The sequence below is a fragment of the Streptomyces sp. SudanB52_2052 genome (genome assembly GCF_964272415.1).
Classification (GTDB): Bacteria; Actinomycetota; Actinomycetes; order Streptomycetales; family Streptomycetaceae; genus Streptomyces; species Streptomyces olindensis.
Genome location: NZ_OZ186796.1, coordinates 5,028,281 through 5,046,839 on the forward strand (window position 1 = coordinate 5,028,281; position 18,559 = coordinate 5,046,839).

The 18,559-nt window shown below is 71.4% G+C and carries 16 protein-coding genes and 1 pseudogene; 10 read left to right on the top strand and 7 right to left on the bottom strand.

Annotation, left to right across the window (positions count from 1 at the left end; translation table 11 throughout):
• The first annotated feature begins 8 nt into the window (after positions 1 to 8).
• The 6 genes from thrC (at position 9) to ACSUPV_RS22445 (ending at position 7,202) form a co-directional block, all read left to right on the top strand.
• Complete coding sequence (gene thrC, locus ACSUPV_RS22420) at positions 9 to 1,295, top strand: threonine synthase (protein ID WP_037759435.1); 1,287 nt, start codon at positions 9 to 11, stop codon at positions 1,293 to 1,295.
• Positions 1,296 to 1,380: 85 nt separating this feature from the next.
• Positions 1,381 to 1,656, top strand: coding sequence for a ubiquitin-like small modifier protein 1 (locus tag ACSUPV_RS22425; protein WP_010035955.1), 276 nt, complete (start codon positions 1,381 to 1,383; stop codon positions 1,654 to 1,656).
• Positions 1,657 to 2,103: 447 nt separating this feature from the next.
• Positions 2,104 to 2,307, top strand: coding sequence for a cold-shock protein (locus tag ACSUPV_RS22430; RefSeq protein ID WP_003986833.1), 204 nt, complete (start codon positions 2,104 to 2,106; stop codon positions 2,305 to 2,307).
• 331 nt (positions 2,308 to 2,638) lie between these two features.
• Positions 2,639 to 4,261 carry a chaperonin GroEL gene (gene groL, locus ACSUPV_RS22435; RefSeq protein ID WP_037759437.1) on the top strand — a complete coding sequence of 541 codons (1,623 nt, stop codon included), beginning with the start codon at positions 2,639 to 2,641 and terminating at the stop codon, positions 4,259 to 4,261.
• A gap of 180 nt (positions 4,262 to 4,441) precedes the next feature.
• Positions 4,442 to 5,560 (top strand): NADH:flavin oxidoreductase, encoded by a 1,119-nt coding sequence (locus tag ACSUPV_RS22440; protein ID WP_037759445.1) that lies wholly within the window; start codon positions 4,442 to 4,444, stop codon positions 5,558 to 5,560.
• An 85-nt stretch (positions 5,561 to 5,645) separates the two neighbouring features.
• Positions 5,646 to 7,202: a carboxylesterase/lipase family protein gene (locus ACSUPV_RS22445; RefSeq protein ID WP_382613130.1), complete on the top strand. Its 1,557-nt coding sequence runs from the start codon at positions 5,646 to 5,648 to the stop codon at positions 7,200 to 7,202.
• A gap of 4 nt (positions 7,203 to 7,206) precedes the next feature.
• Here ACSUPV_RS22445 and ACSUPV_RS22450 read toward each other — a convergent pair whose 3' ends face one another.
• Both ACSUPV_RS22450 and ACSUPV_RS22455 read right to left on the bottom strand, forming a co-directional pair.
• Positions 7,207 to 7,776 carry a hypothetical protein gene (locus ACSUPV_RS22450; protein ID WP_037759449.1) on the bottom strand — a complete coding sequence of 190 codons (570 nt, stop codon included), beginning with the start codon at positions 7,774 to 7,776 and terminating at the stop codon, positions 7,207 to 7,209.
• Between the two features lie 226 nt (positions 7,777 to 8,002).
• Positions 8,003 to 8,668, bottom strand: a pseudogene (locus tag ACSUPV_RS22455) (helix-turn-helix domain-containing protein); the annotation flags it as partial.
• Positions 8,669 to 8,723: 55 nt separating this feature from the next.
• On the opposite strand from ACSUPV_RS22455, the gene ACSUPV_RS22460 reads away from it, so the two are divergent.
• Complete coding sequence (locus ACSUPV_RS22460; protein WP_436948347.1) at positions 8,724 to 8,912, top strand: hypothetical protein; 189 nt, start codon at positions 8,724 to 8,726, stop codon at positions 8,910 to 8,912.
• A 33-nt stretch (positions 8,913 to 8,945) separates the two neighbouring features.
• Positions 8,946 to 9,611, top strand: coding sequence for a class I SAM-dependent methyltransferase (locus tag ACSUPV_RS22465; protein WP_037759452.1), 666 nt, complete (start codon positions 8,946 to 8,948; stop codon positions 9,609 to 9,611).
• A 10-nt stretch (positions 9,612 to 9,621) separates the two neighbouring features.
• Here the strand turns inward: ACSUPV_RS22465 and murQ are convergent, their stop codons facing one another.
• Positions 9,622 to 10,560: an N-acetylmuramic acid 6-phosphate etherase gene (gene murQ, locus ACSUPV_RS22470; protein ID WP_037759454.1), complete on the bottom strand. Its 939-nt coding sequence runs from the start codon at positions 10,558 to 10,560 to the stop codon at positions 9,622 to 9,624.
• Between the two features lie 46 nt (positions 10,561 to 10,606).
• Complete coding sequence (locus ACSUPV_RS22475; protein WP_031113670.1) at positions 10,607 to 11,542, bottom strand: MurR/RpiR family transcriptional regulator; 936 nt, start codon at positions 11,540 to 11,542, stop codon at positions 10,607 to 10,609.
• A gap of 55 nt (positions 11,543 to 11,597) precedes the next feature.
• Between ACSUPV_RS22475 and ACSUPV_RS22480 the strand changes: the two genes are divergently transcribed.
• Together ACSUPV_RS22480 and ACSUPV_RS22485 are read left to right on the top strand one after the other, a co-directional pair.
• Positions 11,598 to 11,981 carry a hypothetical protein gene (locus ACSUPV_RS22480; protein WP_031113669.1) on the top strand — a complete coding sequence of 128 codons (384 nt, stop codon included), beginning with the start codon at positions 11,598 to 11,600 and terminating at the stop codon, positions 11,979 to 11,981.
• A gap of 7 nt (positions 11,982 to 11,988) precedes the next feature.
• On the top strand, positions 11,989 to 12,276 hold the full coding sequence (locus ACSUPV_RS22485) for a DUF4031 domain-containing protein (RefSeq protein WP_031113668.1): 288 nt from the start codon (positions 11,989 to 11,991) through the stop codon (positions 12,274 to 12,276).
• Here ACSUPV_RS22485 and ACSUPV_RS22490 read toward each other — a convergent pair.
• The 3 genes from ACSUPV_RS22490 to ACSUPV_RS22500 all read right to left on the bottom strand — a co-directional run bounded on the left by ACSUPV_RS22490 (position 12,246) and on the right by ACSUPV_RS22500 (position 18,550).
• Entirely contained in the window at positions 12,246 to 13,301 is a 1,056-nt protein-coding gene (locus ACSUPV_RS22490; protein WP_436949926.1) for a GNAT family N-acetyltransferase, read from the bottom strand. The genes ACSUPV_RS22485 and ACSUPV_RS22490 overlap by 31 nt on opposite strands.
• A gap of 51 nt (positions 13,302 to 13,352) precedes the next feature.
• A complete protein-coding gene (locus ACSUPV_RS22495; protein ID WP_436948350.1) occupies positions 13,353 to 18,008 on the bottom strand; it encodes an HD domain-containing protein in 4,656 nt (1,551 codons plus the stop codon).
• Positions 18,009 to 18,211: 203 nt separating this feature from the next.
• Positions 18,212 to 18,550: a Pepco domain-containing protein gene (locus ACSUPV_RS22500; protein WP_031113665.1), complete on the bottom strand. Its 339-nt coding sequence runs from the start codon at positions 18,548 to 18,550 to the stop codon at positions 18,212 to 18,214.
• Positions 18,551 to 18,559: the final 9 nt, after the last annotated feature.

Below are 18,559 nucleotides of genomic sequence, written 5' to 3' on the forward strand. Positions count from 1 at the left end.
CGCCTCACATGGCTGTGCAGACTGTTGCAAGCACCACGAACTCCACCGTAGACCTCGGCCCGGCCGCCGCCCTGAGCTGCCGCGAGTGCGGTCACCGCGTCCCCCTCGGCCCGGTCTTCGCCTGTGAGGAGTGTTTCGGCCCGCTGGAGATCGCCTACGACTTCTCCGCGTACGACGCCGAGGAGCTCCGCAAGCGGATCGAGGCGGGCCCCGCGAACATCTGGCGTTACGCCCCGCTGCTGCCCGTCCCGGCCGACGTGGCGGACAAGCCGAACCTCAACCCGGGCTGGACGAAGCTGATCAAGGCCGACAACCTCGCCCGCGAGCTGGGTGTCGACGCCGGCAAGCTGTTCGTGAAGGACGACTCGGGCAACCCGACGCACTCCTTCAAGGACCGCGTCGTCGCGCAGGCCCTGGAGGCCGCCCGCGCCTTCGGCTTCACCACGCTCTCCTGCTCCTCCACCGGCAACCTCGCCGGCGCCGTGGGTGCCGCAGCGGCCCGCGCCGGCTTCCGCTCCTGCGTGTTCATCCCGCACGACCTGGAGCAGGGCAAGGTCGTCATGGCCGCGGTCTACGGCGGCGAGCTCGTCGGCATCGAGGGCAACTACGACGACGTGAACCGCTTCTGCTCCGAGCTGATCGGCGACCCGGCCGGCGAGGGCTGGGGCTTCGTCAACGTCAACCTGCGGCCGTACTACGCCGAGGGCTCCAAGACCCTCGCGTACGAGATCTGCGAGCAGCTCGGCTGGCAGCTGCCCGACCAGATCGTGGTGCCGATCGCCTCCGGCTCCCAGCTCACGAAGATCGACAAGGGTCTGCAGGAGCTGATCAAGCTCGGGCTGGTCGAGGACAAGCCGTACAAGATCTTCGGCGCGCAGGCCGAGGGCTGTTCGCCGGTGTCGACGGCGTTCAAGGCCGGGCACGACGTGGTGCGGCCGCAGAAGCCGGACACGATCGCCAAGTCGCTGGCGATCGGCAACCCGGCGGACGGGCCGTACGTGCTGGACATCGCGCGGCGGACGGGCGGTTTCGTGGAGGACGTGACGGACGAGCAGGTCGTTGACGCGATCAAGGTTCTCGCCCGGACCGAGGGAGTCTTCGCGGAGACCGCCGGTGGGGTGACCGTGGGGGTGACGCGCAAGTTGATCGAGAACGGGGTGCTCGACCCCACGAAGACCACTGTCGTACTCAACACCGGGGATGGTCTGAAGACGCTGGACGCGGTGGCGGGCACGGGGCTCACCGCGACCATTCGTCCCAACCTCGAGTCGTTCCGTGAGGCTGGGCTCGTCTGATCGTTCTCCGCTGGGGGCCGGTGGGGGTTGGTCGCGCAGTTCCCCGCGCCCCTAGGTAACTCGTCCAACCGGAGGTTTTGAAGTCATGAGCGTCACCGTTCGCATCCCCACCATCCTGCGTACCTACACCGGCGGGCAGGCCGAGGTCGCCGCCGAGGGGGCGACCCTCGGGGAGGTCATCGCCGATCTGGAGAAGAACCACACGGGGATCGCCGCCCGCGTGCTGGACGACCAGGGCAAGTTGCGGCGGTTCGTCAACGTGTACGTGAACGACGACGACGTGCGGTTCGAGCAGGGGCTGGAGACGGCGACGCCGGACGGTGCCGGCGTGTCGATCATCCCGGCCGTCGCCGGCGGCTGAACCGGTCGCCCGCCCCGATTGTTACTTGCGGTAACGGTCGTCACCGAGAGTTCATCGAATTGCCCCCTCCGTGAGAGAAGCGGAGGGGGCAATTCAGTGTGGTTGAGCGGGGTACAGTTGGGGAACGCGATGCCGATCCCCTGATCGGAAACCCTGAATTCCTGCCGCACGCCCGACAAGATGTAGCCAAAGTGTGTGCATCTTTCGCGGCTTTTGTTCCCTTTGCGTGGCCCGACTTGCCCTGAATTCAGGCGAATTCTCCCCACATTCCGGATGCCGCGCGTCCAGAATTCTCGTCCGATTGACCTGTTGCAGACGGCAGTTGGACAGATACATTCAGCCGCGGTCGACGCGTTCCGGCGCACGCCCCCAACCGTGGGGGGTGAGGTCTGACCCGGATCCGCGAAGTGTGGATCTGTGCAAGGGCCAGTAATAGGGGAGTTAGGCATGGCTCAGGGCACCGTCAAGTGGTTCAACGCGGAGAAGGGGTACGGCTTCATCGCGGTCGACGGTGGTGCGGATGTTTTCGTCCACTACAGCGCGATCCAGATGGACGGTTACCGCACCCTGGAAGAGGGCCAGCGGGTTGAGTTCGAGATCTCGCAGGGCCAGAAGGGTCCGCAGGCCGACATGGTTCGCGTCGCCGGCTGAACGCGTTCCACGACCAAACCGCAAGCGACCGGTCTTCTCTGAAGGGCCCGTACCCCCCGGGGTACGGGCCCTTCGGCCTGTTCGAAGGCCCTGTCGGACGGTGTTCGCGGGCGGCTGACGCCCCCGCCCGATCCAGGGCAGGCGCTTGCACTCGCAGGGGTCGAGTGCTAATCATTGGCGTTAGCACTCTGAAGGTGAGAGTGACAACGTAAGGACCGGGTCGGTGAGGCCACGGGCCGGGTGGGGCAAGGAACCACCGGTCGGGGCCGTCCGTCGCGGGCGCGGGCGCGGTCCGAAGTAATCACCCCCAGTCCTGGAGGGACCACTTCACATGGCCAAGATCATCGCGTTCGACGAGGAGGCGCGGCGCGGCCTCGAGCGCGGCATGAACCAGCTCGCGGACGCCGTGAAGGTGACGCTCGGCCCCAAGGGCCGCAACGTCGTCCTCGAGAAGAAGTGGGGCGCGCCCACGATCACCAACGATGGTGTCTCCATCGCCAAGGAGATCGAGCTCGAGGACCCGTACGAGAAGATCGGCGCCGAGCTGGTCAAGGAAGTCGCCAAGAAGACGGACGACGTCGCCGGTGACGGTACGACCACCGCGACCGTCCTCGCCCAGGCCCTGGTGCGCGAGGGTCTGCGCAACGTGGCCGCCGGTGCCAACCCGATGGCCCTCAAGCGCGGTATCGAGAAGGCCGTCGAGGCCGTCTCCGCCGCCCTGCTGGAGCAGGCGAAGGACGTCGAGACCAAGGAGCAGATCGCTTCCACGGCCTCCATCTCCGCCGCCGACACCCAGATCGGCGAGCTCATCGCCGAGGCCATGGACAAGGTCGGCAAGGAAGGCGTCATCACCGTCGAGGAGTCCCAGACCTTCGGTCTGGAGCTGGAGCTCACCGAGGGTATGCGCTTCGACAAGGGCTACATCTCGGCGTACTTCGCGACCGACATGGAGCGTATGGAGGCCGTCCTCGACGACCCGTACATCCTGATCGCGAACTCCAAGATCTCCAACGTCAAGGACCTGCTCCCGCTCCTGGAGAAGGTCATGCAGTCGGGCAAGCCGCTGCTGATCATCGCCGAGGACGTCGAGGGCGAGGCCCTGTCGACCCTGGTCGTCAACAAGATCCGCGGCACCTTCAAGTCCGTCGCCGTCAAGGCCCCGGGCTTCGGCGACCGCCGCAAGGCGATGCTGCAGGACATCGGCATCCTCACCGGCGGCGAGGTGATCTCCGAGGAGGTCGGCCTCAAGCTGGAGAACGCCACGCTCGACCTGCTGGGCAAGGCCCGCAAGGTCGTCATCACCAAGGACGAGACCACCATCGTCGACGGTGCCGGCTCCGCCGACCAGGTCCAGGGCCGCGTCAACCAGATCCGCGCCGAGATCGAGAACAGCGACTCGGACTACGACCGCGAGAAGCTGCAGGAGCGCCTGGCGAAGCTCGCCGGCGGTGTCGCGGTCATCAAGGCCGGTGCCGCCACCGAGGTGGAGCTCAAGGAGCGCAAGCACCGCATCGAGGACGCCGTGCGCAACGCCAAGGCGGCCGTCGAGGAGGGCATCGTCGCCGGTGGTGGCGTGGCCCTGCTGCAGGCCTCCCAGGTCTTCGAGAAGCTGGAGCTCGACGGTGACGAGGCGACCGGCGCCAACGCCGTGAAGCTCGCGCTGGAGGCCCCGCTGAAGCAGATCGCCGTCAACGGTGGTCTCGAGGGCGGCGTCGTCGTGGAGAAGGTCCGCAACCTCCAGGTCGGCCACGGCCTGAACGCCGCGACCGGTGAGTACGTCGACATGATCGCCGAGGGCATCATCGACCCGGCGAAGGTGACCCGTTCCGCGCTGCAGAACGCCGCCTCCATCGCCGCGCTGTTCCTCACCACCGAGGCCGTCATCGCCGACAAGCCGGAGAAGGCCGCCGCGCCCGCCGGCGGCGGCATGCCGGGCGGTGACATGGACTTCTGATCGACCCGGTCGATCAACGTCCTTTCCGAGGGCGGCACTCCCTGTTCCGACAGGGAGTGCCGCCCTCGGGCGTGTGCGGGATCACAGTGGGGGCGGGATGCCGTGGGCGGGGCCGGGCTGTTGGAATGAGCGCCATATGCGCATGCACATACCGACCGGTACCTCCTGAGGAGTCCCCACGTGACCGTCGCCGCCTCCCGCGCCGCCGAAATCCTGTCCCGGCCCGTCACCCTGGGCGGTCTGACCGTCCCCAACCGGATCGCCATGGCGCCCATGACGCGCATGTTCTCCCCGGGCGGCGTCCCCGGTGAGGACGTCGTCTCGTACTACGCGCGCCGCGCCGCCGCCGGAGTCGGTCTGATCGTCACCGAGGGCACCTACGTCGGCCACGAGTCGGCCGGGCAGAGCGACCGGGTGCCGCGGTTCCACGGCGAGGAGCAGCTCGCGGGCTGGGCGAAGGTCGCCGAGGCGGTGCACGCCGCGGGCGGCACGATCGTGCCGCAGCTGTGGCACATCGGCATGGTCCGCAAGCAGGGCGAGCCGCCCTTCGCCGACGCCCCGGCCGTCGGCCCCTCCGGTGTGCGCACGGACGGCACCGAGGGCACCGGCAAGGTCATGACGCAGGCCGACATCGACGCCGTCATCGGCGCGTTCGCCGAGGCCGCTGCCGCCGCCGAGCGCATCGGCTTCGACGGCGTGGAGCTGCACGGCGCCCACGGCTACCTGCTCGACCAGTTCCTCTGGGAGGGCACCAACCGCCGCACCGACGCCTACGGCGGCGACCGGGTCGCCCGCGCCCGGTTCTCGGCGGAGATCGTCGCGGCCGTCCGCGAGACCGTCTCGGCCGACTTCCCCGTCATCTTCCGCTACTCGCAGTGGAAGCAGGACGCCTACGACGCCCGCCTCGCCGAGACCCCGGAGGAGCTGGAGTCCATCCTCACCCCGCTCGCCGCCGCCGGCGTCGACGCCTTCCACGCCTCCACCCGCCGCTACTGGGTGCCCGAGTTCGACGACTCCGACCTCAACCTCGCCGGCTGGACCAAGAAGCTCACCGGCAAGCCCGCCATCACCGTCGGCTCGGTCGGCCTGAACGGCGACTTCCTCAAGGCCTTCCAGGGCCAGGGCGCCGAGCTGGGCGACCTCGACGACCTCCTGGACCGCTTCGAGCGCGACGAGTTCGACATGGTCGCCGTCGGCCGCGCCCTGCTGCAGGACCCCGAGTGGGCCCGGAAGGTCCTGGACGGCCGCTTCGCGGACCTGGCGCCGTACGACCCGGCGTCGCTGAAGTCGCTCAGCTGACCCCGGAACCCGAGGCTCTGGATCTGCTTGCGTCAGTCAAGGACACTGACCGAGCGCCTGTTCACCGGCACGTGAGGAGATCCAGATGACGACGACCGAGCCCCGCCCGTCGGCGGACGGTCCGGCCGAGCGGCCCGCCCCGGTGGTGCGCACCACCGCCGGGGCGGTACGGGGCCGCAGGGAGGAGGGGCTCGCCGTCTTCCGCGGCATCCCCTTCGCCGCGCCCCCCGTGGGCGAGGCCCGCTTCATGGCCCCGCGCCCCGCCCACCCCTGGGACGGCATACGGGACGCCCACGCGTTCGGCCCGCCGCCCCCGCAGGACCTCGGCCTGATCGGCGGCCCGGGCCTGTTCGACGTGCCCCAGGGCGACGACTGGCTCACGGTCAACGTCTGGACCCCGGACCCCGACCCGGCGGCCCGCCGCCCCGTGATGGTCTGGATCTACGGCGGCGCCTACAAGCTCGGCCACGCCGGCAGTCCCGGCTACGACGCCCGGCGCATCGCCACCGACGGTGATCTCGTCGTCGTCTCCCTCAACTACCGGGTCGGCATGGAGGGGTTCGCCCACATCGAGGGGGCGCCCGCCAACCGCGGTCTGCTCGACCAGGTGGCCGCGCTGGAGTGGGTGCGGGACAACATCGCGGCGTTCGGCGGCGACCCGGAGCAGGTCACCGTCTTCGGTGAGTCGGCGGGCGCGGGGTCGGTGGCCTCGCTGCTGGTGATGGACGCCGCGTCCGGACTGTTCCGGCGGGCGATCGCGCAGAGCGTGCCGGGCACGTTCTTCTCCGCCGAACTGGCCCGGGACATCGGTACGGCACTCGCCGCCGAGGTGGGCCTGCGCCCCACGGTCGCCGACCTGTCGTCGGTGGAGCCGCGCCGGCTGACCGCCGCGGGCGAGGCGCTGGGCCCGAAGATGCCGCAGTACCTCGACCGGTGGGGACAGGCCGCCCCCACCGTCACACCCTTCTCCCCGGTGGTCGACGGCGAGGTCCTGCCGACCACCCCCTGGCAGGCACTGGCGGCCGGTGCGGCGCAGGACGTCGACCTGCTCGTCGGCCACAACCGCGACGAGTACCGCCTCTTCGTCGCCATGGCCGGGCAACTGGGGCAGATCCCGGACGAGCGGGCGAGCGCGGCCCTGCGCCTGTTCGCCCCCGGCCCCGACGGTGAACAGGCCTACCGTGCGGCCTTCCCCGACGCCTCCCCGAGCGAACTGTACGAACGGGTCCAGACGGACTGGCTGTTCAACATGCCCTCCCTGCGCCTGGCCCAGGCGCAGCGCGCGGGCGGCGGCAGCGCGCACTTGTACGAGCTGACCTGGCCGGCCCCCGGCAACGGCGGCGCGCTCGGCGCGTGCCACGGGCTGGACATCCCGCTGCTGTTCGGCACGTACGGGGCGGACCTGGGCCTCCTGTTGTTCGCCGGGGTGGAGCCGTCCGCCGAGGCGCAGGCGCTGTCGGCCCGCTTCCGCTCCTCCTGGACGGCGTTCGCGCGGACGGGCGACCCGGGCTGGCCCGCGTACGACGACGAGCGGCGGCTCGTGCAGGTGCTGGACGCGGAGCCGGAGGTCAGGGCGTACCCGGAGGAGGCGTCGCGGCGCCTGTGGGAGGGGTACGACTTCCCTCCGCTGCCCCTGCTGTGACGGGCTAGAGGTTGCCCATCGGCTCGATGTCGACCCGTACGGGCGTCCCCCACACCCGCAGCACCTCGTAGTCGGTGAACTCGTGCACCAGCCGGTACGCCATGGCGGCCCGGGGCGCCCGGCGCTGGGCGGCGATGTACAGCTCGGCCTCGCGGCGGTCCCGGCGCGGGGTGCCGCACAGCTGCCACGTCTGGCCGTTCCACAGCTCCGGCAGCCAGCGCTGCTGGGGCTGGGGGCGGTCGCCGCGGGCGCCGTAGCGGGACTGGACGGGCTCGGTCTGCGGCTGCTGCGGGGCGGGCCCGTTGAACTCGTTCCGGCGGGCGGCCCGGCGCCGGGTCTCGCACAGCAGGCACAGGTCGGGGGCGCCCTCGTCGACCGGGCCGTTCGGGTGCTCGGGGCACCGGGTGCTGGGCGCGGCGTTCGAGACGCTCTCCTCCAGCAGGTCGAGAGCGCGCCGCAGATCGGCCTTCACCTCGTGCAGCTTGGCGTCCGGGGTGTCGGCGGTGAGGGCTTCCCCGTGTTCACCGAGAAGCCGGAGGGCACGGCCGAGGGCGGTCAGCTGGGCGTGGTTCATGCTGCCCATTGTCCTCAGCCGGCGGATTCTTCTCCCGGCGGCGTAGGGACATCGCGGCGCGGATCCTGGCCGCGTGGTCGTGTACGGAGGGGGCGGGCAGGGGTGCGGGGGGTTGCGCGGAGGCGCTTTCGCCTCGGCAGGCGCTGCAACGCCCCCCGGGCAGGGACTCCGGGCGTCCCGGCGCGCCGCAGTTCGCGCATTCCAGGACCCGTAGGGGTGGACGCGGGGCGGGTGGGGGCGGAAGTTTGCCGGTCAGGCGGGTGCGGACCAGGGCGGCGGGGTGGTGGACATCCATCAACTTCATCGAGCCCTCCATCGCGGCGTGCGCTCCCGCGTCGAACGGCAACACCTGGACGATGGTCCGACCACTGCGGCCCAGGTCTGCGATGTGGCGCAACGCCTCCGCCATCACCTTGCGTCCCCCTGTCACCCGCCGTAGCGCGGATTCGTCAATCACCGCCCACAACAAGGACTCTGTTGGATCGCTGAGGAGGCGGGCGCGCTCGATCCGCGCGGCGACGAACTCCTCGATCTTCTCCTCGGGAGCCGTCGGCTGGTAAGCCCGGCAGACGGATCGCGCGTAGGCGGGCGTCTGGAGCAGGCCGGGGATCAGGAGGGGCGCGTACTCCCGGATCTCGGTCGCCTGCAACTCTGCCTCCGCCGCCTCCGCGAAGTGCTCCGGGTACTTCGACTTCGCCGCCGCTCCGCAGTGCCGCTGGAAGAAGTCCTCCATCCCCAGCACCTCGTCCAGTAGCCGTGCGTACTCCCGCTGCATCCTTCGCGTGCCCGCCTCCAGCTGTCCGATGAACGAGCCGCTCACGAACAGTCGCTGTCCCAGTTCCTCCTGGCTCAGGCCGGCTTTCTCGCGGGCGCGGCGCAGTTCCGCGCCCAGGAGGGCCCGAGGGGAGGAGGAGTCGCTGCGGGAAGCCCTCGCGGGAGTCGGTGTCGTGCTGCCGTCCCTGTGCGTCGATCCGGTCACGGCCGCGAGCGACGAGCCGTTCGCACTGGTCGACCTGGGGCGCTGCAATGTACGGCCGGCCGAGCACCTGACCGATGTGCTCCGCTCGCTGCCGGTGGGGGAGGCGCTGCGGGCGCGGGTACGGCAGCTGAACCGGGAGGGGCGGTGCATGTCGTGAGCTTGGTGGCGCGGTGGTCCTAGGCTGGACGGCGTGGCGGACGACGGAAAGCTCGGTGAGAGCCAGTGGGCGCACTGGGAGCGGACGTACGGGGAGCACCCCGGGATGTACGGGGCGCGGCCGTCCGACGCCGCCGTCGATGCCGCCGGGGTGTTCCTGGACGCCGGGGCCACCGATGTCCTGGAGCTGGGCGCCGGGCACGGGCGCGACGCGCTGTTCTTCGCCCGGGAGGGCTTCTCCGTCCACGCCACCGACTTCAGCCCGGTGGCGATCGAGCAGCTGCGGGCCGCCGCCCGGGAGCAGGGCATCGCCCGGCGCGTGACGGGCGCGGTGCAGGACGTCCGGGAGCCGCTGCGCCTTCCGGACGCCTCCTTCGACGCCGTGTTCGCGCACATGCTGCTGTGCATGGCGCTGTCCACGGAGGAGATCCACCGGCTGGTGGGAGAGGTGCGGCGGGTGCTGCGGCCCGGCGGGGTGTTCGTCTACACCGTGCGCCACATCGGCGACGCCCACTTCGGTGCCGGGACCGGGCACGGCGACGACATCTGGGAGCACGGTGGGTTCGCCGTGCACTTCTTCTCCCGGGAACTCGTCGACGCCCTCGCCGGGGACTGGGTCCTGGACGACGTGCACGCGTTCGAGGAGGGCGAGTTGCCGCGGCGGCTGTGGCGGGTCACGCAGCGTGTTCCGGTGACCTGACAGGCCCTGGCTAGCCGGTCGTCGCCGCCGCGAGGGCCGCGCGCAGATGGCCGTCGGACTGCTCCAGCAGGCGGGCCGCCGTCGGGCCGTCCACGGCGGCCAGGATCGCCAGGATCGCGTTCTTCACCTCGCCGTCCGTCGCGGACAGGGCCCGTTCGATCTCCTGGTCGTCGGCGCCGGTGGCGAGGGCGACGATGCGGTGGGAGCGGGCGCGCAGCTTGTCGTTGGAGGCGCGGACGTCGACCATCAGGTTCCCGTAGGTCTTGCCCAGGCGGATCATCGTGATCGTCGAGATCATGTTGAGGACGAGCTTCTGCGCCGTACCGGCCTTCAGGCGGGTGGAGCCGGTGAGCAGTTCGGGCCCGACGACGATCTCGATGCCGTGGTCGGCCGCCGCCGCGAGCGGGCTGCCGGGGTTGCAGGCGAGGCCGATGGTGAGGGAGCCGCGGGCGCGGGCGTACTCGACGGCGCCGATGGCGTAGGGCGTGCGGCCGGAGGCGGAGATGCCGACCACCGTGTCGTCGGGGGTCAGGCCGAGGGGCTCCAGGTCGGCCCGGGCCAGCTCCCGGGAGTCCTCCGCGCCCTCCACCGAGGTGACCACGGCCTGCGGGCCGCCCGCGATCAGGCCGACCACCCTGGACGGGTCGGTGTTGAAGGTGGGCGGGCACTCCGAGGCGTCCAGGACGCCCAGCCGGCCCGCCGTGCCCGCGCCCGCGTAGACCAGGCGGCCGCCCCGGGCCATCCGCTCCGCCACGGCGTCGATCGCGGCGGCGATCCGCGGCAGCCGCGCCGCGACCGCCCCGGCCACGGTCGCGTCCTCGCCGTTCATCAGCCGCGCGATGTCGAGGGTGGGCAGCCGGTCGATGTCCGCGAGCTCCGGCCGGAAGGCCTCGGTGGTCAGGGACTCCAACTCGGCTCTGAGATCACGGGGGTCGGAGGTGGAGGTCATGGACGGCTCTTTCCGTGTCTTTCCGGTGCTGGGCGGGGCGGCTGCCTCAGGAACGGTGCCGGTGGGCCAGCGCCTCGTACGACGCCGACAGCGCCGGCGCCGCCGACTCGTACGTCCGCTGCGCCACCCCCACGAACAGGCAGTCCACCACAAGGAGCTGACCGGTCCGGGACGACATGGCCGCGGGGCGCAGCTCGCTCTCCCGCGCGGTGGACGTGGTGAGGACGTGGTCGGCGTACTGGGTGACGGGGCCGTCCGGGCGGCCGGTGATCGCCACCGTCGTCGCCCCGCGCTCGAAGGCGACGCGCAGCGGCTCGATGACGTCGCCCGTCGACCCCGAGTGCGTGATGGCGATCGCGACGTCGCCCGCGCGCAGCTGCACGGCGTTCGTGACGGCCAGGTGCGGATCGCTGTGGGCGTGCGCTACCAGCCCTATGCGCAGCAGCTTCTGCGTGAGGTCCTGGGCGACCAGCCCGGACGCCCCCACGCCGTACACGTCGGTGCGGCGGGCCGTGGCCAGCGCGGTGACGGCCGCGCCCAGTTGGACGGTGTCGAGACCGGCGGCCGTGTCGGCGAGGGTCTGCTGCTCGTCGTAGGCGAGCTTGGCGACCACGTCGGCGATCGGGTCGTCCACCGCGATGTCCGTCGTTATGGCGGGGGCCCGGCCGGACTGCTGCTGCGCGGCGAGGCCGGCGAGGGCCAGGCGCAGGTCCCGGTACCCCGGATAGCCGAGCAGGCGGGCGGTGCGTACGACGGTCGCCTCGCTGGTGCCGGTGAGCTCGGCGAGGCCGGTGACCGTGAGGGCCGCGCAGCCGGCCGGGTCGCCCGCGACGGCCTCGGCGACGCGCTGCATGGAACGCGTCATCGACGGGGCCAGCGTGCGGACCTTGGCCGCGAGTGCGGCGGGGGCGGGCGGGGTGCCGGCCGAGCCGGCCGGGCCGCCCCGCTCACTGGCGAAAATTTCCTTCACTCTGTTGGTCACTCTTGAAAGATATTTTCGGCTCGGCGTTGTGGTCAAGAGTGCGCACAATGGGTGCATGGACCCCATCAGCCCCCTGGAGCAGGCCCTGCACGCCGCGCGCGCCCTCGTGCTGGCCGACCTCGTCGCGGGACGCGTCGCCGAGGCGGACGTCGTCTCGCTGGTCGAGGAGTCCGTCACGCAGCGGCGGTGGTGGGTCGAGCAGTGGCCGGAGGGCGCGCCGTTCGTGGCCGGGCTGGTCGCGCAGGACGTCCAGGACGCCCTGCTGGAGCGGTACGGCCGCTGGCCGCTGTGCCCGGTGTGCGGCGCGGGCGACCCGCACGCGCTGGAGGTGGAACCGGAGTTGGGGCCCGACCCGCACTGGGTGTGCAGCGCGGCGGGCGTGAAGGTGGCGGCGGTGGGATCGCTGGGCGAGGCGCTCGGCGGGGCCGCGTCCTCGTGAGGCCCCGGTGACGATCTACATCGACCCGCCGACCTGGCCCGGCCACGGCCGCATGTGGTCCCACCTGGTCAGCGACGTCTCCTACGACGAACTCCACACCTTCGCCGCGCGCCTGGGCGTGCCCCGCCGCGCCTTCGAACGCGACCACTACGACATCCCCGCGCAGCGCTACGCGGAGGTGGTGGCGGCCGGGGCGGTGGAGGTCAGCAGCCGCGAGGTGGTGCGGCTGCTGTATGCGGCGGGGTTGCGGAGGCCGAAGGGGCGTTACCGGGCGCCGGACGCGCCCAGTTCGTAGGTCAGGTGCTCGGGGTCCTCGGCGACCCGCGTGAACCCGGCCCGCGCCAGGACGTTCTGCGAGGGCAGGTTGTCCCGCTCGACGTTCGCGACGACGGTGCGCACCTCGTCCCTGCCCAGCGCCCAGGCCGACAGCGCCCGCAGTGCCTCGGTGGCGTAGCCGTGGCCGCGGGCCGCCTCGACGAGGTCGTACCCGACCTCGACCCGCCCCGCCCCGTCCGGGACGCCGTGGAAACCCATGGCGCCGAGCGCGCGGCCGTCCTCGCGGCGGACCAGCACGTACATGCCCCACTCCGGCCGGTGGACGCCGTCCTCGTACTGCTTGTACACCAGCCCCGCGCCGACGCGGGTGCCCTCGACCGGGCCGCCCTCCAGCCACGCGAAGCCGCCGTCGCCGACCGTGGACAGGTCGGTGGCCGCCGCCGGGGTGACGCCCTCAAGGGTGAGCCGGTCGGTCTCGATCACCAGGTTGTTGCTCCAGCGCCACGTGGTGACAGGCGCGCGGCCGGGCAGCTCGCCGCGCCCCGTGGCCCACAGCAGGGTCCGCCACGGTGTGGGCCCCGGCTGGACGTGCGGGAAGATCCGGGTGAGCACGAAGTCGCACAGCGCGGGGTCCGGTTCGTACGCCACGCCCAGCCCCTCGGCGATGTCGTGGGTGTGCAGCAGCACCTCGGCCACGCCCATGGCGGCGAAGCCCTCGCGGTTCGCGCTGCGGAACGGGTACGGGTGGAAGGCCCGGACCTCGCGCGGGGCGGTCCGGATCGCGGCGGCGAGCAACGCCCCCATCGCGCGGATCACGCGGAGCGCGCCCGCGCTGTCGGTGCCCTCCTCCAGGGACAGCTCGAACGGCGTGTACCCCTCGGGCTCCCGGCCCGCTAGCTGCCCCGCGTACGCGATGAGATCCTCGGCGATGTGCAGGGCTGCCTCCCGGCAACTCCACTCCAGCCGCCCGGCCCGGGTCCCTTCCCAGTCCCGCTCGGTGACCGTCCCCAGCAGCCCGACGCACTCGTCGACGGCCTGCTCCACCTGTTCCGCACCCGTTGTCCACATGGTGGGCAGGCTACGGGCGCCACCGGATCAGGGCGACGGGTTTTCGGGCACCGGGAACCAGTCCTCGACCTCGTGCCGCATACCGAGTTCGGTGGCTTTGAGAGCGGTCTCGCGGAGGGTTTTCGCGGCGGACATGGCTACGACGGCCAGGGTTACGAGGGTGAGTGGGGGGTCGTCGGGGCGGGGGGTGAAGGCGGGGGCTTTCCCGTCGGCGAGGTTGTTGAGCAGGATCCCTTCCAAGCGGAGTTCTCTGACGTCGGCCTCCGACACGGCGACGACGTCATAGCCGAAGTCGGTGAGGGCCCTTGCCCGACTGCCCACAGCCTTCAGGGCGCCAAGGGACACCGGGCCGTAGGTGGCGGGGTCGGCGAACGGGCGGTGCCTGAACAGCGTGCTGTCGATGCCCAGGGCTGAGGAAACGGCTTCCGCTGTGACCGAGCAGCGGTAGCCCCACTTGGCGAGTACGGAGATCGCCTCGGGCAGTGGGATACCCGTCTGCCGTGCCCCGTAGGCAACGTCGAGCAGGCCCACCGGACCGGCCGTGCGCAGCACACCACTCTCACTGACGAGAGCGGTGTCAGTAGGCGAGGGCAACTGCCCTTCATCGTCGGGAACAGGCGCTACCGCGTAGCCGAGTTCCTCCAGTCGTGCCGCGATGGATCTGACGGGCTGGTGGAGATGGCGTGCCACAGCCGTCACGTAGAAGAGTGAAACCTCCTGATCCACCCAAGGGCGCTCGGAGTTGTACAGCAGGAGCGACCGGTCGTCCTCCGTGAGTTCAGGGCCATCCGCGGCGTCCGGAGGCAGCCGGAAGCCCAGCTCGGACAGGAACTCCCCGATGCGCAACACCGTCGTATCCGTCTCGTGGGCCACCGAGACCAACTGGGCGCGGGAGATCCTCAGAGCCGCTTCCGGGGGCGGCGCCACGGCGCATGACGACCACAGGCTCCTGAGGATGGCTCGCTCCTCGTCGGTCCAGTGCTCCCGTGTCGGCGGATCCTCCGGCACGGTGAAGCCCAGTTCCCGCAGACGCCGCGCGGCTCGGGCAGTGGACCAGGCGCGGTTCGCGGCACTGACACAGACCTGGGTCCCCGAAAGCACCGAGCCTGGAGCCAGCCAGCCCTCCGGGTCGCCCAACGGCCGTAGCAGCGGCAGGTCCTCGTGGTCGGCGGCACAGCCGGCCAATGGATCGACCTCGTATCCCAGGGCGGTGAGCCGGTCGGCGACTTCCGAGGGCGGGCGCTCCGCCCTGAGGCTCAGGGTGAGGACCTCCCCGGCGCTGAGCGGCCGGGTGGGGTCGCGCCAGTCGAAGAGCAAACTGAGGAGCAACGCGGGATGCTGCTCGTGCTGCCTCGACAGCCAGTCCCGGTACGCCATGTCCCAACGCCTGTTCTGACCTGCGGTGAGCAGCAACATGTCGGAAGGCCGGGCGCACAACTCGTCGGACGGGCACGATGCCGGCAGTGACACCGGGCCTCCGAGACCCGCGCGGTACAGCGCCCGCAGGCGCCAACGCAGCACATTCGGCGGCATGGTGCCGAGGAAACGGGCAGCGCGGAGCCCGAGCGTTTCGGATGCGTAGCTGCCGGTCACCAAGGAGATCAGGTCGCTGTCGGGGAGGAAGTAGCCGACTTCGTTCACGGGCACTGAGGTGTCGCTGATCTGCCACGTAAGCCCGGCCAGCTGGACGTGCCGGGCCACGAGATCGCCGAACCACATCGAGGCCGAGCTGACATGCGTAAGCCAGCGAAAGGTCGGTAGGGGAAGGTCCGGGCGGGTCAGACTGGGTGCCGCGGCGGCGACGACAGCCCTCACGTGATCGCGGGCGAAGGAACGCACCTTCTTCCGGTCGACGGTGAGTACCGGCGCATGCTCACCGTGCAGATTCAGGATGATGCCGTGAGGGAACTGTTCCACCGCGCGGAACACGGCTTCGGACTCCGTCAACAGGCCGTCGGACAGGACGATGCCTGGACTGTCGATCCACCAAAGGTCGGGTGATCCGGACGGCAGACAGACAGGGGCCTTGACGCGAGGGCCCGGTTTCCGTCTCGAGAGCTCGATCTCAAGGGCCGTACGGGACAACTCGCCCGGCACCCACTCATGCCCTCGAGCCCCCTGCACCGCCGAAGTTTGATACGGCGCCACCCACAGCAACCGCTGCAGCGCGTCCACGCACGACACGTGTTTGCCCTGGCGGGAGAGGAGCAGCCGGACCGTCGTCCCCGGCTCCGTGCCCTCCCCCAGATCCTCGACCCGGAACAGGTTCCCCGGCCCCGCGATCGTCACCTGGAGGAGGCGGCCGGGGCGGCCGTCGCGGGACATGCGGCAGGTGCGGACGACGATCTCGTCGGCGAGCATGAAGTAGCTGAGGACGCCGATGCCGAAACGGGAGTTGGGGTACAGGCGGAGCTTCGGCTCCGGGAGTTCGCTCCAGGCGACCTGTTCCTCGATGTACTCGGGCAGGTCGACGAAGCGCGTGCCGCCCTGGGAGAAGACGCTGCCGAGTTCGGTGATGCCCATGCCGATGCCGTTGTCGCGGCACTCCAGGTAGGGGCGACCGTCGGAGCCGACCCCCTGGACGAACTCGATCCGGCCCTCCCAGGGGGCCGTCGGCCGGCCCGTGCGCTCGAGGTACTGCGTGCGGCAGTCCCGGTAGCGCAGGGCGTCCAGCGCGTTCTGGTACAGCTCGCGGACGGCCAGCTCCCGGTCGCCGTAGAGCTGTTCGCCCATGAGGAGTTCCTGGACGCGGTCCTCGGCGAGCTGGAAGCGGATCCCGTCGGAGAGCTGGTCGGGCGTGTTGCCGTCGAGGCGCACCCGGCTGCCGTCGGCGTACGGCGGCAGCGCGCCGAGCGGCGCCAGGGCCGGGTTGTCGCCGCGGTTGATCTCGCGGAGGAGGGTGTCGACGCGGGTGGCGTGCTCCCGCAGGGCGATCTGGACGGCCGGGTGGGTGCACACCGCGTTCAGGGAGCGGCCCACACCGGAGTGGCGCCAGTCGGAGCGGCGCACGGTGATCATGAGCTCGCCGAGGTCGACACTGTCGTAGATGCCGATGTGCTCCACGACGATCTCGGGCAGGTCGACGGGGTCCACGGCCATGGCGTAGGCCGCCTTGAGCAGGGCGGAGACCAAGGGCGTGCGCAACTCGTGCTCGTCGCCCGTGGTGGCGGCGATGACGTCGTGGTCCTCGTGGGACGCGGCGCCGGAGAGGCGGGTGGCGGTCCGGCGTACCGAGAAGGGGGCCGTGCGGTGTTCCTTCAGCAGCCGCATCAGGCGGTCCGCGGCGAGCGCGTCGGCCACCCACGGCGGCTGGTCGGAGCCGCTCGTCACCTCGCCGAGGAGGGACTTGAGCGCCTCCGCCGCGTACAGCTCCGGCTGCTGGATCAGCCAGCGGTGGAACAGCCACCAGCGGATCCGCTCCACCGAACCGCGCGCCGCCGTCTTGTCGTGCAGGGTGAGCAGCCGCCGCTTCAGGCGCGGGAAGCCCTGCCCGAACTTGCGGAAGCGGCTGTGGTCGGGCCCGCCGGCGCACAGGTCCGTGCCGAGGACGCCGACGCGCTGCGCGGCCTCCTGCGCCCAGAAGGTCTGCTCGACCAGGGGCAGCAGGACCGCCAGCGCGGCCTCGGAGGGGGAGAGGTGGACGCCGTCGGCGAGCAGCCGGGTGAGGAAGCCCAGCCGGGCGTGGGTGCGCTGGGCCAGTTCGGCGTCGTGCCACGGGTCGTCGCGCAGGGCGGGCGCCGCGCTGTCGTACGCCGTGGCCAGGCGGGCCGCCAGGGTGGCGCAGGTCTCCTGGAGCAGGTGGCGGGCGGGGCCGTCGGGGGTGCGCTGCCAGATGGGGTGCCGTTCCGTGGAGCGGATCCACGGGTGGGCCTCGGTGCGACGGTCGGGGCCGGGCAGCAGCGGGAAGTCCTCGCCGCCCGGGGCGGCGGCGGTCTCCGTGACGACGGTGACCCGCTGCACGGGGCGGGTCTTGCCGTAGGCGCGGTGCAGTTCCTCGACGCGGGTCTGGATCCGCGCCGCGAACTCGTGCAGGCGCAGGGCGTGCGGGTCCGCCGCGATCGTGTCCGCGAGGGCGCGGGAGAACAGGCTGAACGACTCGCCCGGCTGCGTGCCGGGTTCGCAGCCCGGCCGGGCGGTCTCCTTCTCGCCGACGAACAGGGCGAGTTGGGGCGCCGTGCAGGCGTACACGTACGCCACCTTGCGGCGCAGCGCGTTGGCGACCTTGCGCCGGGCCCAGGGCTGCACGCCGGGCGGGGCCGCCATGGTGTCGCGGTCGACGCCCTCGCGGCAGGCGTCGACGAGGAAGACGACGTGGCTCGCCGGGGAGTCCTCCAGCTCGCGTTCCCAGCCGATCTCGATACAGCTGTCGGCGAAGACGCCGACGTCGAAGGTGGCGTCCTCCGGGATCAGGAAGTCCTTGCCCTCGAAGTGCTGGCCGTGCCCGCTGAGCAGGACCAGCAGGGTGTCGCCCTGGCCGGCGTCGCGCAGGAAGCCGCGGATGCGGGCGTTGACGGTGTTCGGTGTGATGCCGCGCTTGCTCTCTACGATGTCCGCGGACTGGAACCCGCGCTCGACCAGCGCGTCCCGGACCCGCTGCAGGTCGTCGCGGACGAACGGCAGGTCCTGGATGCGCGGGTCGTCGTACTCGCTCGCTCCGATGAGCAGGGCCTTGTGCTGGGGCATGCGCGGCGGGGTCAGACGGGGCGGACCGGCTCGGCTCCCGCGGCCGTCGTCGCCGTCCTGCTCCGGTTCGCCGCGTTGCCGCTCATGCCGTCCCCCTGACCCTCGGCCGTTCGTCCGACAACTTTAGTTCACGGGGCGGCTGTTGCGTCCCGGGATGAACGCTGTTCTCAATGCCGTTCTCGACGCCGTTTTCAGCGCCGTTCTCAGGGGCGTTTGAAGACCAGGGTCAGGCCGCGGGTGCCCTGCATCTGGCCTGTGCCGACCAGCTGGATGCCGCCGCTCGCCGTGACCTGGAAGGACAGCTGGGCCTCGGCGAGCGGCAGGGTGCCGCCCCGGGCCGCGGCGTCCTCGAAGAGCTGCTGGAGGGCGTCGATGGTCTCGGTGAGGTTCTTGCGCAGGGGACCGAGCGGGACGGACCGCAGGGCCGGTTCACCGCCGCCCCGGCCGAACATGCCCATCGAGTCGTCGTCGCCTTCCTCGGTGACGGTGACCCAGAACGGCAGGCTCGGCTCGATGACCTCGGGCTCGCTGGTGTCGTCCATCGTGCTCCC

Excerpts from the sequence above, each read along its gene's own strand:
- thrC (WP_037759435.1), top strand. The coding sequence starts at position 9 with ATGGCTGTGCAGACTGTTGCAAGCACCACGAACTCCACCGTAGACCTC.
- ACSUPV_RS22425 (WP_010035955.1), top strand. The coding sequence starts at position 1,381 with ATGAGCGTCACCGTTCGCATCCCCACCATCCTGCGTACCTACACCGGC.
- ACSUPV_RS22430 (WP_003986833.1), top strand. The coding sequence starts at position 2,104 with ATGGCTCAGGGCACCGTCAAGTGGTTCAACGCGGAGAAGGGGTACGGC.
- groL (WP_037759437.1), top strand. The coding sequence starts at position 2,639 with ATGGCCAAGATCATCGCGTTCGACGAGGAGGCGCGGCGCGGCCTCGAG.
- ACSUPV_RS22445 (WP_382613130.1), top strand. The coding sequence starts at position 5,646 with ATGACGACGACCGAGCCCCGCCCGTCGGCGGACGGTCCGGCCGAGCGG.
- ACSUPV_RS22450 (WP_037759449.1), bottom strand. The coding sequence starts at position 7,776 with ATGAACCACGCCCAGCTGACCGCCCTCGGCCGTGCCCTCCGGCTTCTC.
- murQ (WP_037759454.1), bottom strand. The coding sequence starts at position 10,560 with ATGACCTCCACCTCCGACCCCCGTGATCTCAGAGCCGAGTTGGAGTCC.
- ACSUPV_RS22480 (WP_031113669.1), top strand. The coding sequence starts at position 11,598 with ATGGACCCCATCAGCCCCCTGGAGCAGGCCCTGCACGCCGCGCGCGCC.
- ACSUPV_RS22495 (WP_436948350.1), bottom strand. The coding sequence starts at position 18,008 with ATGCCCCAGCACAAGGCCCTGCTCATCGGAGCGAGCGAGTACGACGAC.
- ACSUPV_RS22500 (WP_031113665.1), bottom strand. The coding sequence starts at position 18,550 with ATGGACGACACCAGCGAGCCCGAGGTCATCGAGCCGAGCCTGCCGTTC.